Raw genomic sequence first — 15,358 nt, forward strand, 5'->3', positions numbered from 1 at the left:
TTCTTAATTAACAAACCCCATACTATTTTGACCGAGCCTTAAGGATTTGGTCAACAGAGGGCATAATTTCCTCGGAATTTAAGGTATGAAGGTCACCGCCTGTAAAGACGCCATTAACTTTGGCAACTACACCATAGGACATGGGAATAGCCACCTGATGATCCTCTTTTCGCAGGGTTGCTTTGCCGACCGGGGTATCAATCGTTAATCCTTCCATAGCGTCAATGATCTTTTCTTTATCTGTACTTCCGGCTTTAGCAATCGCTTCACCAAGGAACTTGCCGCCCATGTAACCATATAAGGCAAATGCAGCGGGTTCACGATTATATTCCTTCTTAAACGCTTCAGCAAAGGCCTTGTTTTCTGGTGTGTCCGGATAATTATACAGATAAGGATTAGTACCCATGACACCCTCTGGAGCTTGGTCTCCCAAGGGTCTCAGAGTGGAAGGATCGTAGCTGGTGTGTGCCCAGACTGGGATTTCCTTATTTAGCCCGGTTGCTTTGACTGCTTTCATAAAGGCTACCATATCTGCTCCCCCAGTACCAACTACCAGCACATCAGGTTTTGCGCTGCGGATAGCGTTAATATATGGAGTGAAGTCTGTTTCTCCAACGCGCCACCAAGATTCATCCATTTTCTGAACATCGGGTTTAAGTGTTGTCAAATTGGACCATAGGTTATTGATCAAAGAGTGACCATATTCATAATCACTTCCGGCTAACCAAACCTTTTTATAGGATGATTTGGAGAGTTGGGCGGCACCTGCTTTTCCTATGATCGCAGTATTTGGCAAAGTGCTAAATACATAACGATGTCCAGCTTCACCAGTGATTTTTTCACTCATTCCACCCCATACGATGAAGGGTACTTTGCTCTCTTTAGCATATTGTGAAACAGCTAGTGAGCCTGCACTATTCGTAGTTCCTGCCAGAAAATCGACTTGTTCACGCATTACGAGTTCTTTAGCCCAGCTTGTTGATTTATCCGGCTTGAATTCGTCGTCACGAGTAACAAATTCGATCTTTGGACCACCTTTATCGGCAAATTCTTTGACAGCTAATTTAAAACCGTCTAAAGAGTCACTGGCATATACAGCTGCACCGCCGGTATAAGTATCAATAATTCCAACTTTAACTGGTTTATCTTCTGTCTTAGCGGGTGAATTACTTCCACAACCTGAAGACATTAATGCTGTAATTAACAGCATGGACCCTAAGCGAATAAGTGATTTTTTCTTACCTACCATTCTAACCATTCTGTTTTCCCCTCAATCTTTATTTTTTGTGTAAATAATGAGTTTAGATCTTCTCTTTTTCTGAACTTTTCCTAGTTTATAAAAATAATTTTTCCGTCCTACCATACTTCCTTTCACTTAGGTTCTTCCTTTGAGCTTCATTTGCGATAGTTTATTTGAGAGAGACGTAAAAGAATATGTATGAATTATAACAGGTGAGTGTAGAACAGACAATACTTAATTTAATGTGTATTAAAACACTCTAATGGATAAAGTATCCAAAGTATCGGCTATTTTCATGCATCAGAAATCCAATTTTTAGTAGAGATCTTCTCTGCGTTGCTTCCAAACTGGCAGTGCATCCCTATATTCTTCAATCTGAGCAAAATCAAGATCAACTATCAGAACTCCCGGCTTTTCGTCCAACTGTGCAAGTATTTGGCCCCAAGGATTGACGGCTATGGAATGGCCGTAGGCAACATAGGAAGCCTCGGAATTGCGGGCTGGAGAAGTGCCCAGCATAAAGATCTGGTTATCTAGAGCACGGCTTCGAAATAATAATTCCCAGTGAGCCGGACCGGTGGTCATGTTAAAAGCAGCAGGAACAATGACAAGGAGTGCCCCTTCTTTAGCCATTTTCCTAGTTAATTCAGGAAAGCGAATATCATAGCATATTTCCACACCGAATTTACCCCACGGTGTTTCAAATATTGTAGTGGTATTTCCCGCAGACAGTACTTGTGACTCCGTAAACTCAATCCCATTCTTGACACATACATCGAATAGGTGTGCCTTGCGATGCTTGGCAATAATCTCACCCTTTGGATCAAATACAATGCTCGTATTGTAAAGGAGTTCACCGACCAATTCTGGAATAGATCCGCCAATGAGGAAAAGACCGTGGGTGCGAGCCAGGGCAGAGAGGTGGTTCACAGTTTCTCCAGAGAGTATATTTTCAGCATAGTTCCTAAAGCAATGGATATCGTACGGGCAATTGAACATTTCTGGCAAAACTGCCAATTGTGCCCCGGCAGATGCAGCCTCTTGCACCATGATTGCAGCTTGGGTAAGATTTTCTTGCTTATCGGCTTTAACAGGCAGTTGGCATAATGCAATCTTTAGCATAGATGAGTGCGCCTCCCCAGTATAGTATGGTTATTGATAATTGGAATTATAACTCTATCTAGTGTATATTATGAACTCGTCTCTCAATTCAAAACAGTAAGTGAAGATTTACCATGGAGTCAGTGTTGAGGGCTTGCAAATCGTATAGGATAAAACGAATGAAAACTGCAATTTATGTGATACTAATAATAAAATAAATAACAGGAGGATATAACAATGAAAAATGTAACTATGTTTTCCAACAATACCTGACCATATTGCACAGTAGCGAAGAAGTTTCTTTCGCAGAACAATATTCCTTTTGAGGAGAAGAATATCAGTACTGATCAGGAAGCTTTAAAAGAGTTGCAAAGCAGGAACATTAATAGTGTTCCCACTTTCTTGGTGGGGGATGAAACTGTTGTAGGTTTTAACAAGGAAAAGATACTTGCCCTTTTACATTGAATTCTCGTTGATAGGAAAAACCGCTGGGTACTTATAAAGCCCAGCGGTTTTAAATTATAAATTTGAAAAAGGTAATTTTGACTATCTGATTTTAAGTAACGAAGTTTCGATACGTTCTAAAGCTTTCTCGATATTCGCTACCGAGTTTGCATAGGAGAAACGGAGATATCCTTCACCGTATGATCCAAAGGCGGTGCCTCCCAGACAAGCAACTCCTGCATCGTACAAGAGGTGATCAGCTATTTCTTTTGTGTCTTTACCGAAGGATTTGAAATTAGGAAATACGTAAAATGACCCCTCAGGCAATAGACAGCTCACTCCGGAAATAGAGTTTAAGCCATTAACCATTATGTCACGGCGCCTCTTAAACTCCGCTACCATATTTTCGACTTCTTTTTGTGGTCCCGTGAGTGCTTCCTTTCCAGCCATTTGAGTAAATGCGGAAGTACAGGAATTAGAATTGACCATAAGTTGAGCAATTCGAGCCGCAATTTCAGGGTGCATTACCCCGTAACCCAATCTCCAACCCGTCATGGCATAGGTTTTTGAAAATCCGTCTAAGATAATGGTCCAATCCTTCATACCTGGCAACGAGGCAATAGAAAGAAGGGGAGTGTCACTATACACGATTCGATCGTATATCTCATCAGAAAGAACAAGTATATCTTTTCCCCTCACCAGGTCTGCAATCGCTTTAATGTCATCACTTGTGAGAACACCACCGGTAGGATTTCCTGGGGAATTAATAATAAGCATTTTAGTTTTTGGTGTAATTAACTGGGCTAGTTCATTAACATCTAATCGAAACTGATTTTCTTCTCGCAATGGGATAGGGACAGGTGTTCCTCCCACAAACCGAATTACGGATTCATATATCGGAAAGCCGGGATTCGGATAAATTACTTCATCGCCAGGATTCACAGTCGCCATGATGGAAAAAAACATAATCGGCTTTCCGCCTGGGACGATAACTACATCCTCAGCAGAGGCATCAACCTTTTTATGATTGCGAATGTATCCAGCTATTGTTTCTCTGACTTCTGGGATACCGGGAGCGGGAGTATAGTGTGTATATCCGCTGGTTAGGGCAAGGCAGGCGGCATCAATAATATTTTTAGGGGTGTCAAAATCGGGTTCGCCAATTTCTAGATGGACGACATCTTTACCCTCAGCTTCTAACTTTTTAGCTTTTGCCAATACTTCAAAAGCAGTTTCTGTACCAAGCAAAGACATTCTGTCTGCAAATACTTTTTTCATTTGAAACACCACTTCCCATGTGAATTTAGTTGAATTTTATTTTTTAAATACTTCTGGGTTTAAACAATTCGGAGGAAGTTCCCCTCTCATAGCCGCTAAAATATTGGTCACAGCGATGATCCCCATTTTGGTGCGGGTATCGATTGTGGCACTGGCAATATGAGGGCAAACGATAGCATTATCCAGTTCCAATAGTCCTTCAGTAAACTCAGGCTCGAATTCGTACACGTCAAGACCCGCTCCCCATATTTCCCCGGATTGCAGAGCCTTCACCAGTGCGGATTCATCCACTACTGGACCGCGGGAGGTATTTATTAAAATTGCAGTATTTTTCATTAGTTTAAACTCTTTTGTACTTATTAAATGAAAGGTCTCTGGGACAAGCGGAGTATGGATGGAAACAAAATCGGATTCTCTGAGAAGAGTTTCCAGACTGACGTATTGACCCTCGGTTTCTTTTTCGAAATCCGGATTAGCTGCAACGTCCGAATAGAGTACTTTCATATCAAAGGCTTTTGCCCTTTTAGCAAATGACAAACCAATTCTTCCAGCACCAATTACCCCAACGGTCTTGTTCATTACGTCCTGCCCTAAAAAAAGCATTGGACCCCAACCTTTATATTTTCCCATTCTGGAGTACTTATCTGATTCCACGACTCTTCGCGCCACAGAAAACAATAAAGCCCAAGCCATTTCTGCCGTTGTATCAGTAAGAACCCCCGGTGTGTTAGAGACCATAATGCCTCTTTCAGTAGCGGAGGGGATATCTATATTGTTGTAACCTACAGCATAGTTAGCAAAAATTTTGGCCCCTTTTGCGGCATCCATCACCTCAGCATCGATAGGATCAGTAAGCAAACTTATGATAGCATCTCTGCCCTTAACCTTCTCTAATAAAACGGATTTTTCTAGAACATGGCCCGATCGATTAACCTCCATGTCGCAATACTCTTCGAGCATATCGAGGGCCGGTTTAGGAATCTCATTGGTGACATAAACTTTCCATCTACTCATGTCTAACCTCCAATTATTATAGTCTAGTAGATTCTATACGAGTAGTAATCCCAAATGCAAGAGGTATTATGAATTTATTACGAAATTTATCGTATCATCTAAGAATTCTGCATCTTCAACTTTAGTTGAACGAGTTCACTAACTAGGTCTGTTAAAAGTGACAAAAAAGATATTTTTTTTCAGAAAAAAAGTTGGTCACATTATTTACTATTAGACAGTTAAATTTCTCTTCAAAACAATGATATAATTATCTAGTTACTGTGTTTTGAGGAGAGTTGCACTTGGATAATAATAGTTTGTTTATAGTAATTTCATTAGTGTCTGTATTATTTTATACATTAGTTCGGTTGATGTCTAATTTGCGTCGCAAAAATGAAGAACTTCAAGCATATATACAACAAGTAACAGCAGCTCAAGAAGAACTTAGATTTCATTATAATCAGAATGTTGAAAGCGAAAAGAAGTTAAGTATAAGTGAAGAGAAATTCAGAACTATGTTTGAGCAAGCACCTTTAGGTATTGCTTTAAGTGATACATTAACAGGAAAGCTATATCAGATAAATCCAAAGTTTGCGGAGATCATTGGTAGAAAAATGGAAGAAGTCGTTGGTATTGACTGGATGTCCATCACTCATCCTGATGATGTTCAGGGAAATTTGAAGAATTCAGTTTTAGTTAATGACAAGAAGATAAAGGGCTTCAATATGAGTAAACGATATATTAAGCCCGATGGTTCTGTAGTTTGGGCTAAGATAACAGTGGCCACCTTGAATCTGGAGTATAAAGGCAGTATAAGTGAAATATGTATGGTAGAAGATATTACCGAACAAAAATTGAATGAGGATGCCTTAAAATCCAGTGAATATACTTTTCGCAAGTTATTTGAGGGTTCATCCGATGCAATATTATTATTAGAGGATTATAAAGTTATCGATTGTAATCCAGCAGCAATTGAGTTTTTGGGCTATGATTCAAAGAGTAAAATTGTTGGTAAAACAACATGGGAGCTTTCACCTGAAAGGCAACCCGATGGAATTCCTTCTATGGAAAAAGCGCTAGATATTAATAAATACGCTCAAAATAAAGGTAAATACAAATTTGAATGGTGGCTTAAAAAGGAAAATGGCATTGAATTTCCAGTTGAGATAATGTTAACTCCGATATTGCTTAATGGTAAACAAGTTTTACATGCAATCTGGAGAGATGTCAGTGAACGCAAACTATTGGAACAAAAACTGGAATATTTAAGCTATAAGGATGTATTAACAGGCCTATATAATAGAAGATTTTTTGAAGAGGAATTAAAGCGCCTAAACGTACAGAGAAATTTACCTTTAACCATTGTTATGGCAGATGTTAATGGCTTAAAGCTTATTAATGATTCCTTTGGTCATGCCATGGGGGATGAACTCCTTAAGAAGGTCGGCCAGGTGATAGTTAGAGGGTGCCGAGCGGATGATGTTATCGCTAGACTTGGCGGAGATGAATTTGTCATACTGCTCCCCAAGACAGATACTAATGAAACAGAACAAATTGTTAAGCGTATTAAAGCACATGCCTTAAAAGAAACAATAGGCTCCATTGAGATCTCTATTTCTTTTGGCTGGGAAACAAAAATTGACAGAGAAGAAGATATCCGAGAAATCCTTAAAAAAGCTGAAGATTATATGTATAAGAGGAAATTATATGAGAGCCCAAGTATGAGAGGGAAAACGATCAATGCTATTATTAGCACCCTTCATGAGAAAAATAAGCGAGAAGAACAACATTCACATAGAGTATCGGCTTTATGTGAATGTATGGGGAAAGCTTTAGGATTACCTGAAGGAGAAGTCGAAGAACTTAAGACCGTTGGTTTACTTCATGATATTGGGAAAATAGCAATAGAAGAAACAACACTTAATAAGCCTGGTGCGCTAACAGAGGATGAATGGGAAGATATTAAGCGTCATCCTGAAATTGGCTACAGAATACTCAGTACTGTCAATGATATGGCAGAAATAGCGGAATACATTTTATATCATCATGAGAAATGGGATGGACAAGGGTATCCTAAAGGCTTAAAGGGAGAAGATATACCTTTCCAATCAAGAATCATAGCTATAGTTGACGCGTTCGATGCCATGACCAGCGAAAGAAGCTATCGCAGTGCGTTGCCTGAAGAGGTCGCTATTGAAGAACTGCTGAAAAACTCTGGCATTCAGTTTGATCCTGAAGTGGTAAGTGTATTTGTTGAAAAGGTATTGAAGTGACTACGGGTGTTCGACAAATGCTAAATAACAAGGCTGGAAGCGATTATTATTGCTTCTAGCCTTGTTTTGAGTAAGTTTAAAAATAAGACAATGATAAGATTTTTAACGCTAGGAGGGATTTGCTCTAAGAAGTGGAAGATATCCATTAAGTACACTTATAGCAATCTTTTTGAAAAGGAAGGCATTCTGAAGGATAGGTGCGGAATGTCAGCTTAGGTTGTTTTAATCACATAACTGGCAACACAAGTTATTAAAAAGCAAGGAGATCAACATGGAGAAAATTGCAGTAATATCTGATATTCATGGGAATCTGCCCGCCTTAGAAGCTGTATTAGAAGATATTAAAAATAGAAGGATCGAGAGAATATTTTGTCTTGGAGATCTAGCCGGAAAAGGACCAAGTTCAGCTGAGACCGTAGATATAATTAGACAACATTGCGAAGTAGTGATTAAGGGCAATTGGGACTACTATTTGACAGAACAAACGGGGCATGAAATTTTAACGTGGCATCAGAGTATTCTGGGAGTCGAAAGACTAAACTATATGAAGGAGTTGCCAATCTATAAAGAATTTTATATAAGTGGAAAGCTATTAAGACTGTGTCATGCATCGCCGAATGATCTTTTTCATAGAGTCTACCTTTCAACTGAACAAAGCAAGAGAATAAAATTGTTTGAAGCGACATCAACACTTAATCTTGAAGCAGATGTGGTTGGATACGGAGATATACATGGCGCTCACGTAGATAATTTCGATGGAAAGACAATTTTCAATGTTGGAAGTGTTGGCAATCCACTTGATATAACCGAAGCTTCATATGGAATAATTGAAGGGAATTTAGATGATAAAAATAAAGGTCCATTTACAATATCACTTGTTAGGGTGCCCTATGATATTGAATTAGCAATTTTTCATGCTGCCTTAACAAATATGCCAGAGAAGCAAGAATATATTAACGAATTAAAGACAGGGATATTCAGGGGGAGAAAAGCCTGAAAAGTACATTTGAATTAGGACTGATTCCGATGAATTTTAACTGGTATAAGGCCATAGAAAGGAGTGATGAAAATCAATCGAAAAGTGAGAGGGCTTCTTTTCTTTTTAGGAACTATCGGTATTCTAGATACTTTGTTGCTCTTTTTATCTAATGGGGGAATTAATTTAGGAACGATTTTACCAGGGGTCTTGGGAGGGATGTTGATTTTATCGGTTGTGGTCAAGGAACTTTTCTGGAAATCCATCCTTTTAAGAAAAGATAGACCATGGTTCATTAAGCTCCGTCAGGGTATTATTTCCTTATTCTTGATTGGATTGATCTCATTTCTGGTAATCGAGGGGGAGATCATTGCTAATTCTCGCCCAGATCCAGTTGTCGAGGTGGATTATTTGATTATTTTAGGGGCAGGTCTGAATGGAGAACAACTTTCCTGGACACTTTGGGAGCGGATGCAAAAGGGTCTAAACTATTTGGAGGCGCATCCCAAGGTGAAAGTAGTCCTTTCGGGGGGGCAAGGTCCTGGCGAAGGAATTTCTGAAGCGGAAGGAATGCGCCGTTTCTTGGTGGATCATGGGATTAAAGACGAACGCATTCTTAAAGAAGATCAATCTACAAGCACAATGGAAAACTTCCGCTTTAGTAAAGAAATATTAGCCCGTCAAGCGGGCTTTCAAAACTCAGAGACGGTTGCGGTGATCACGAATGACTTTCATCTCTTCCGCTCAAAAATTCTTGCTCAGCGCAATGGGTTAATCCCGGTGGGTATTCCGTCCCCAACACCCTGGTATATCGTGCCGAACGTTTATTTAAGAGAGTATTTTGCGGTCGTAAAATCCCTTATTTTTGATTGGTAGCTTTCATTAAACAAGGTTGGAAATTGAAGTTATTAAAAAGGTATGAATTATGTGAAATAACCTTTATAAATATGAAAAGGTTGGAGTCTATGCGATGGTTGATAGTATTAATAATAATGAGGAATCAGTAATAATCGTTTTACACGAGATATATGGAATTAATCAGCATCTCAAATTGATTTGTGAACAATATTCATCGGCTGGATACCATGTTTTATGTCCAAATTTTGTGAAGTCGGGCGATTATTTCGATTACAGTAGAGAAGAAGAAGCTTACCAGTACTTCATTGAACATATCGGTTTCTATACAATGGTGGATGAAGTTAAGTCAATACTGTTGAAAGCTAAATCAGACTATAAATATGTATTTCTACTAGGGTTTAGCGTAGGAGCAACCTCAGCATGGATTTGCAGTGACCTTGAAAATTCGGTAGACGGAATAATTTGTTACTATGGTTCTAGAATAAGGGACTATGAAAGCATAACTCCCAATTGCCCGGTATTATTAATCTTCGCTGAAGAAGAAAAGTCATTTAATGTTCGGGAATTGACAAGTTCCCTTGGACAAAAGAAATTTGTAGATGTACACGTGTTAAATGGAAAACACGGATTTAATGATCCATTTTCCAATCGCTACAACAAGAAATGTCAACAAATCGCTAAAGATCTGGCAGATGGGTTTTTAATAAGGGTAAAAGAAGGACCGGAGGGTTAATGATCTTAATATGACATGCGGTTGTCATATCCTTAAGGTATAATGATAACAGGTGATGAGATGCAAATTAATAGATTGTTTGAAATCGTATATAGCCTTCTTAATTGCAAAACAATAACCGCTAAAGAATTATCTGAGCGGTTCGAGGTGTCTGTGCGCACAATTTACAGAGATGTTGAAGCCTTAAGCAACGCTGGGATACCGGTGTATATGAGCAGAGGCAAAGGCGGAGGAATCAGCCTCCTTGACAATTTTGTGCTCAATAGATCAGTCTTGTCAGATACTGAACAGACTGAAATACTAACTGCTTTGCAAACCTTAAATGCTATAAATTATCCTGACGTAGACACTATTATTGCTAAGTTAGGGGCACTCTTTAATAAAGAAGATTATAATTGGATTGAAGTAGATTTTTCCAATTGGGGCAGTAAGGACCAAGGAACGTTCAATCTGTTAAAAACCTCAATTGTTAACAGAAGAGTTATTACCTTCAATTATTTTAGCTCCTACGGAGAAAAAACATTCAGAACTGTAGAGCCATTGCAACTGTGGTTTAAGGATAAAGCATGGTATTTGAAGGGTCGCTGTTTATTAAAACAAGCCTTTAGAATCTTCAAACTTAATCGAATGAAAAATCTACGAATGACTGAAGAATCATTTGAAAAAGAATCAGTGAAAGAACTTGTGAACGAGCCCGCCCAAGGAATCAATTTCCAGAGGGTTGACTTAAAATTGCGTTTTAAACCATCTGTCGCCTATCGTGTATATGATGAATTTGACGAAAATGAGATTGTTAAAAATTCCGATGGAAGTTTTAATGTAAGTGTTTCATATCCTGAAGATGAATGGGTTTATGGATATATTCTATCTTTCGGCAGCTTTGTTGAGGTTATAGAACCTAAGCATATTCAGGATATTATAATTGAAAGGTTAGAAGATACTTTAAAACAATATAAATAGTCCATAGGGGTAATATGACACTATGTCGTCATATTACCCATGGTATCCTTTGTATATCAACGATCTACACGGAGGAACTGATCATTAAGTACCGTGTGACGTTAATCAAAGGAGGGCGAGACTATGGATTATGAAGTTGTTCTTGTGGAAGAAAAGACAGTAGTCGGGCTTATGGTTACCACCACCAATGAAGAAAACCGGGCAATGACAGATATAGGAATGCTTTGGGGAGAATTCTTGCAGGCAGGGGTCTATGATTCTATATCTAATAAGATTAATGCCAAAGGGATTGGGCTCTATACTGACTATGAAGGAGACTTTACAAAGCCTTATAGGTTTTTAGCGTGCTGCGAGGTTAGCGAAGCCACTGACATAGCAAAGATGGTTGTAAAAATGATCCCGCGTGGGAACTATGCCAAGTTCATTGTCAAGGGGCACATGCAACATGCAGTAGCCGAATTTTGGTCAAATCTGTGGGGATTATCGCTGGACCGTAAATACAGCTCAGACTTTGAAGAATATCAAAATAATTCTAATGATATGGAAAATCAAGAAATACATATTTATATTGCTGTGAATGATTAGAGAAAGGGCTTTAATATGGATTTCATACCGGCAAAAGCTATTTTATCCGGTTATAGTGGGGACAATAATTGGTTTGGAAACAACTATAACATGAATATTTACAAAGGGTGTAATCACGGGTGTATCTATTGCGATAGCCGAAGCGAGTGTTACCATGTTGAAAACTTTGATAAGGTGAGAGCTAAGGAAAATGCTCTTACCTTAATTCATCGTGAGCTTAAGTCAAAGCGCAGAACGGGAGTCATAGGTACAGGCGCAATGAGCGATCCATACAACCCTTTTGAAAAGGAATATAAACTGACGAGAGGTGCCTTAGAGCTTATTAACACTTATCGCTTTGGCGTTTCGATTGCTACAAAAAGTGATTTGATTACACGGGATATAGATCTGTTAAAAAAAATACGCCAGCATTCTCCTGTTCTCATTAAGCTGACAATTACCACTTGTGATGATGAGCTTTGCAAAAAGATCGAGCCTAATGCGGCAGTATCCTCGAAGCGTTTTTCTGCCCTTAAACAGTTGTCTGAGAACGGTATTTTTGCGGGGGTACTGCTGATGCCAGTTTTGCCGTTTATTGAGGATAATGAGGAGAACATTAGTGGGATTATTCGTATTGCCCATGAAAACAGTGCAAAATTTATATACCCTGCCTTCGGCGTAACACTCAGGCAAAATCAAAGGGATTGGTATTACAAAAAATTAGATGAAATTTTTCCGAATCTTAAAGAGAGCTACATTCGTAAATTTGGTAATTCTTACGAGTGCAGTTCACCAAAAGCCGATCAGCTTTGGAAGTTGTGTAAGAGTGAGTGTGAAAGGCTGGGAATTCTTTTTAAAATGGATGAAATTATAAAAGGTTACAAGCGAGGGTATGGCGAACGTCAGCTTACGCTGTTTTAGGGGTTGTTATAAGACAGTTAAGAGTATAACATTATCACCGAAAGTGCCCTAAAGCAGTGAAAGATACAGTATAAAACTGAAGGAAGCATAGAAAGAGCATTAACAAACTAATTCAAGTTTTGTTAATGCTCTTTAATTAAGCACATGCGATTATCATTTTCTAAACGAAGAAATATTCATGGAAGATCTGGATGAATAGTTGTCCATTGGGAGGCGTGTTGATATGCCTTATGCTCTTTTCCTGCAAACATTTTTGTCTGAGAGTCAGTGTCTAATGGCTCGATACATTCTTGGTAAAGATCTAAAGAAATAAATTCGTAATCAGTTGACATTTTTCCCAATCCTTCTTTCAAGTAATTAACGTTTAGGCGAATATTTAGTTAGGTCATTTTAAATTGTGTAAATATCATTGGAATTATGCATGATGCATGATAGATACGAAGACAATGAAAGCTCTCAAACACTGATATACTGGAGCTTACTAATATTCATGCTATAATATACTGAACAGGTTATATTAATCTTAGAAGAAAAGGTGAATGCATTGGAGTGTATTAAATGTGAACGCAGGGTATATGATTCCAGACTTAATTCACACGCACATACGTATGCACAATTAATTTTACCCATGCATGGGATGCTTTATATAGAAACTAATTCTAAAAAACTAACTCTAAGAGAAGACCATTTGTTTTTTCTCCCACCTGATTGCCAACATACGTTTGGGTCTGAGCAGAGTAACGAATTCTTGGTTTTAGATATATCCGATAAGATGCTTAATAAATATGATATGGAAAAAATGATGGGTGGGAGGGAGTTTTTATTCGATGATAGATGGAAAGCAATAAGATATTTATTGTTAAATGAAGCTGATAACAAAGAAGGTACTGGTTCACTTAATGACTTATTCCTTTACTGCTATCATTTTATTGCCGATGGAAATATACCTCCTTCAATCAAGTACATCAACGATCATTTTACGGAAGATATAGACCTAAAAAAATTAGCAGATATTGAACACTATAATATCTGTTATTACAGTGAATGGTTCAAAAATAACCTGAAGGTCTCACCAGTTGAATATATTCAGAATTTGAGAGTGAAAAAAGCAAAAGAACTGCTTTTAAATACAAACCTTTCCATTTTACAAATTACTCAAATAATAGGGTATAAACATAATTCATCATTTACGAGAGTATTCAAGGATTTGGAAAAGATCACACCTGCAGAGTTTAGAATTAGAAATCTAACAATATGCTAAAAGACAACTGTATTTTAGAAAAGACTATTACTGCTAAAGGAGCTATAATTATAAACAGGTTTATCAAAAAACTATCTTAGAATAGTTTTTTATTTTTTTCCAGCCAATTTATTATTAGGAGTGCATTACAGTTGGAATTACGGTTATTAAAAAACAAAAAAAATATAGCCTATACTAATTTAGTTCTTTGCATTTTATTATGGGCCTCTATACCCGTAGCAACAAAAAAAATGCTATTGGAGCTGGATAGTTTACAGATTTTGTTTTATTCGACATTCTTCTCAACGCTAGTACTTGGGATATTAATAATATTCCAGAAGAAAGTTAATTTCTTGAAAATATATACCAAGAGTCAATATAGTATGATGTTTCTGCTTGGCTTCCTGGGGAATTATTTGTATTATGTTTTTTTGTACGGAGCACTCAGTAAAACAACAGCTTCCGAAGGTTTTATCTTGGCCTACACTTGGCCTATTATGGTGCTCGTCTTGTCCTTTATAATACTTAAAGATAAGCTCACGATACAAAAGGTTGTAGGAATTTCGATCAGCTTTTTTGGGATAATTGTAATAACTACTAAAGGAAATATAGCAACATTTAATTTAACCAATTTCCAAGGAGATCTATTGGCACTTAGTGGAGCTTTTGTTTTTGCATTGTTCTCTGTGCTAGGTAAAAAGTATAACTTTGACAAAACAATAAGTGTTTTTATCTATTTCTTATCGGCATTAATATTCATTATTCCAACGGTATTGATGTTTTCAGAAATTATTTTGCCAAGCTTTAATGTTTGGCTATGGATTATTTATAATGGAGTCTTTGTTAATGGTATTTCTTATATATTTTGGTTTAAAGCTTTAGAAGAGGGAGAGACTCATATTATCTCTAATTTACTTTACCTGACTCCGTTTATATCCCTAATTTACATTTCAATATTTTTAGATGAGAAGATACTAATGAGTGCAATAATTGGTGGCGTAGTGATTGTTATGGGTGTTTCATCCCAATATATACCATTGAATAGGAATAAGGAGTTAGATGAAATTGATAGACATTATGATATGTAGCGAATTAAAGATAATTTGTCCTAATATTAAACTTGGATGTATTCAAGCAAATGTAAAGGTTGACAGCAGTGCTGACAGTCTATGGGAGGAAATAAATAATTATTGCGATGTTCTAAAACGGCAAATACATATAGAAGAATTAGAAGCCTTACCCGGGATTAATGATGGAAGAGAAGCTTATAAAAGATTAGGTAAAGCGCCCAGTAGATACAGGCTGTCTTCAGAAGCATTAATTAGAAGGGTCTTACAAGGAAAAGGAGTTTATAGAGTAAACAATATTGTTGACATTAATAATCTAATATCATTGAAGTCAATGTTACCGGTCGGGTCGTATAATGTCGAAAACTTGCATTCTCCTATCTCCTTGAGGATAGGTAAAGAAGGAGAACAGTACAAAGGCATCGGTAAAGACCTTGTAAATATAAATAGTCTTCCCGTGTTAACAGATTCAATTAGTAGTTTTGGAAGTCCTACAAGTGATTCGGAGAGAGCAATGATCACAAATAATGTCAGCCAAATACTGATGTGTATTTATTCTTTTAATGTCAAAATTAATATTGAAGAATATCTTCAACATGCCGGAGAACTCTTGAAAAAATATGCTAATGGAACACAGATTAAGACGAAAATAATTGAGTAAGAGTTCCTTATGCAGAACGACAAGGCTGAAACGAATTTGTTTCAGCCTT

The 15,358-nt window shown here is 37.6% G+C and carries 15 protein-coding genes and 1 pseudogene; 11 read left to right on the top strand and 5 right to left on the bottom strand.

What is annotated here, in order from left to right; genetic code table 11:
* Positions 1 to 22: 22 nt before the first annotated feature.
* Both M8E35_RS04965 and M8E35_RS04970 read right to left on the bottom strand, forming a co-directional pair.
* The gene (locus M8E35_RS04965; RefSeq protein WP_252467682.1) at positions 23 to 1,258 is read right to left on the bottom strand and encodes an ABC transporter substrate-binding protein; all 1,236 of its coding nucleotides are present in this window, start codon (positions 1,256 to 1,258) and stop codon (positions 23 to 25) included.
* A 297-nt stretch (positions 1,259 to 1,555) separates the two neighbouring features.
* Complete coding sequence (locus M8E35_RS04970; protein ID WP_252467683.1) at positions 1,556 to 2,362, bottom strand: carbon-nitrogen hydrolase family protein; 807 nt, start codon at positions 2,360 to 2,362, stop codon at positions 1,556 to 1,558.
* 216 nt (positions 2,363 to 2,578) lie between these two features.
* Between M8E35_RS04970 and M8E35_RS04975 the strand changes: the two genes are divergently transcribed.
* Positions 2,579 to 2,806, top strand: a complete 228-nt coding sequence (locus M8E35_RS04975) for a glutaredoxin family protein (RefSeq protein WP_084110257.1) — start codon at positions 2,579 to 2,581, stop codon at positions 2,804 to 2,806.
* An 81-nt stretch (positions 2,807 to 2,887) separates the two neighbouring features.
* Here the strand turns inward: M8E35_RS04975 and M8E35_RS04980 are convergent, their stop codons facing one another.
* The gene (locus M8E35_RS04980) at positions 2,888 to 4,063 is read right to left on the bottom strand and encodes a pyridoxal phosphate-dependent aminotransferase (protein WP_252467684.1); all 1,176 of its coding nucleotides are present in this window, start codon (positions 4,061 to 4,063) and stop codon (positions 2,888 to 2,890) included.
* Positions 4,064 to 4,099: 36 nt separating this feature from the next.
* Positions 4,100 to 5,077: a 2-hydroxyacid dehydrogenase gene (locus tag M8E35_RS04985; RefSeq protein WP_252467685.1), complete on the bottom strand. Its 978-nt coding sequence runs from the start codon at positions 5,075 to 5,077 to the stop codon at positions 4,100 to 4,102.
* A 317-nt stretch (positions 5,078 to 5,394) separates the two neighbouring features.
* On the opposite strand from M8E35_RS04985, the gene M8E35_RS04990 reads away from it, so the two are divergent.
* The 7 genes from M8E35_RS04990 (at position 5,395) to M8E35_RS05020 (ending at position 12,341) form a co-directional block, all read left to right on the top strand.
* Complete coding sequence (locus M8E35_RS04990) at positions 5,395 to 7,329, top strand: HD domain-containing phosphohydrolase (RefSeq protein ID WP_252467835.1); 1,935 nt, start codon at positions 5,395 to 5,397, stop codon at positions 7,327 to 7,329.
* 271 nt (positions 7,330 to 7,600) lie between these two features.
* Positions 7,601 to 8,326 carry a metallophosphoesterase family protein gene (locus M8E35_RS04995; protein WP_252467686.1) on the top strand — a complete coding sequence of 242 codons (726 nt, stop codon included), beginning with the start codon at positions 7,601 to 7,603 and terminating at the stop codon, positions 8,324 to 8,326.
* A gap of 66 nt (positions 8,327 to 8,392) precedes the next feature.
* Positions 8,393 to 9,181 carry a YdcF family protein gene (locus tag M8E35_RS05000; RefSeq protein WP_252467687.1) on the top strand — a complete coding sequence of 263 codons (789 nt, stop codon included), beginning with the start codon at positions 8,393 to 8,395 and terminating at the stop codon, positions 9,179 to 9,181.
* Between the two features lie 94 nt (positions 9,182 to 9,275).
* Complete coding sequence (locus M8E35_RS05005) at positions 9,276 to 9,896, top strand: dienelactone hydrolase family protein (RefSeq protein WP_252467688.1); 621 nt, start codon at positions 9,276 to 9,278, stop codon at positions 9,894 to 9,896.
* A gap of 60 nt (positions 9,897 to 9,956) precedes the next feature.
* Positions 9,957 to 10,856 carry a helix-turn-helix transcriptional regulator gene (locus M8E35_RS05010; RefSeq protein WP_252467689.1) on the top strand — a complete coding sequence of 300 codons (900 nt, stop codon included), beginning with the start codon at positions 9,957 to 9,959 and terminating at the stop codon, positions 10,854 to 10,856.
* A gap of 123 nt (positions 10,857 to 10,979) precedes the next feature.
* On the top strand, positions 10,980 to 11,441 hold the full coding sequence (locus tag M8E35_RS05015; RefSeq protein WP_252467690.1) for a GyrI-like domain-containing protein: 462 nt from the start codon (positions 10,980 to 10,982) through the stop codon (positions 11,439 to 11,441).
* 15 nt (positions 11,442 to 11,456) lie between these two features.
* The gene (locus M8E35_RS05020; protein WP_252467691.1) at positions 11,457 to 12,341 is read left to right on the top strand and encodes an SPL family radical SAM protein; all 885 of its coding nucleotides are present in this window, start codon (positions 11,457 to 11,459) and stop codon (positions 12,339 to 12,341) included.
* Between the two features lie 176 nt (positions 12,342 to 12,517).
* On the opposite strand, the gene M8E35_RS05025 is transcribed toward M8E35_RS05020, so the two are convergent.
* On the bottom strand, positions 12,518 to 12,673 hold the full coding sequence (locus M8E35_RS05025) for a hypothetical protein (RefSeq protein ID WP_252467692.1): 156 nt from the start codon (positions 12,671 to 12,673) through the stop codon (positions 12,518 to 12,520).
* Between the two features lie 212 nt (positions 12,674 to 12,885).
* Between M8E35_RS05025 and M8E35_RS05030 the strand changes: the two are divergent.
* The 3 genes and pseudogenes from M8E35_RS05030 to M8E35_RS05040 form a co-directional block, all read left to right on the top strand.
* A pseudogene (locus tag M8E35_RS05030) lies at positions 12,886 to 13,610 on the top strand (helix-turn-helix transcriptional regulator); the annotation flags it as partial.
* Positions 13,611 to 13,733: 123 nt separating this feature from the next.
* Entirely contained in the window at positions 13,734 to 14,669 is a 936-nt protein-coding gene (locus tag M8E35_RS05035; RefSeq protein WP_252467696.1) for a DMT family transporter, read from the top strand.
* Positions 14,641 to 15,309, top strand: a complete 669-nt coding sequence (locus M8E35_RS05040) for a B3/B4 domain-containing protein (protein ID WP_252467697.1) — start codon at positions 14,641 to 14,643, stop codon at positions 15,307 to 15,309. Before M8E35_RS05035 ends, M8E35_RS05040 begins: the two co-directional genes overlap by 29 nt.
* Positions 15,310 to 15,358 lie beyond the last annotated feature (49 nt).

Origin of the sequence: Desulfosporosinus nitroreducens, assembly GCF_023897015.1 — a bacterium.
GTDB lineage: Bacteria > Bacillota > Desulfitobacteriia > Desulfitobacteriales > Desulfitobacteriaceae > Desulfosporosinus > Desulfosporosinus nitroreducens.

What these genes read in the sequence shown, in the direction of transcription:
- M8E35_RS04985 (WP_252467685.1), bottom strand. Translation starts at nt 5,077, where the DNA reads ATGAGTAGATGGAAAGTTTATGTCACCAATGAGATTCCTAAACCGGCC.
- M8E35_RS05000 (WP_252467687.1), top strand. Translation starts at nt 8,393, where the DNA reads ATGAAAATCAATCGAAAAGTGAGAGGGCTTCTTTTCTTTTTAGGAACT.
- M8E35_RS05040 (WP_252467697.1), top strand. Translation starts at nt 14,641, where the DNA reads ATGAAATTGATAGACATTATGATATGTAGCGAATTAAAGATAATTTGT.
- M8E35_RS04980 (WP_252467684.1), bottom strand. Translation starts at nt 4,063, where the DNA reads ATGAAAAAAGTATTTGCAGACAGAATGTCTTTGCTTGGTACAGAAACT.
- M8E35_RS05005 (WP_252467688.1), top strand. Translation starts at nt 9,276, where the DNA reads ATGGTTGATAGTATTAATAATAATGAGGAATCAGTAATAATCGTTTTA.
- M8E35_RS05025 (WP_252467692.1), bottom strand. Translation starts at nt 12,673, where the DNA reads ATGTCAACTGATTACGAATTTATTTCTTTAGATCTTTACCAAGAATGT.
- M8E35_RS04970 (WP_252467683.1), bottom strand. Translation starts at nt 2,362, where the DNA reads ATGCTAAAGATTGCATTATGCCAACTGCCTGTTAAAGCCGATAAGCAA.
- M8E35_RS05015 (WP_252467690.1), top strand. Translation starts at nt 10,980, where the DNA reads ATGGATTATGAAGTTGTTCTTGTGGAAGAAAAGACAGTAGTCGGGCTT.
- M8E35_RS05010 (WP_252467689.1), top strand. Translation starts at nt 9,957, where the DNA reads ATGCAAATTAATAGATTGTTTGAAATCGTATATAGCCTTCTTAATTGC.
- M8E35_RS04965 (WP_252467682.1), bottom strand. Translation starts at nt 1,258, where the DNA reads ATGGTTAGAATGGTAGGTAAGAAAAAATCACTTATTCGCTTAGGGTCC.
- M8E35_RS04995 (WP_252467686.1), top strand. Translation starts at nt 7,601, where the DNA reads ATGGAGAAAATTGCAGTAATATCTGATATTCATGGGAATCTGCCCGCC.
- M8E35_RS05020 (WP_252467691.1), top strand. Translation starts at nt 11,457, where the DNA reads ATGGATTTCATACCGGCAAAAGCTATTTTATCCGGTTATAGTGGGGAC.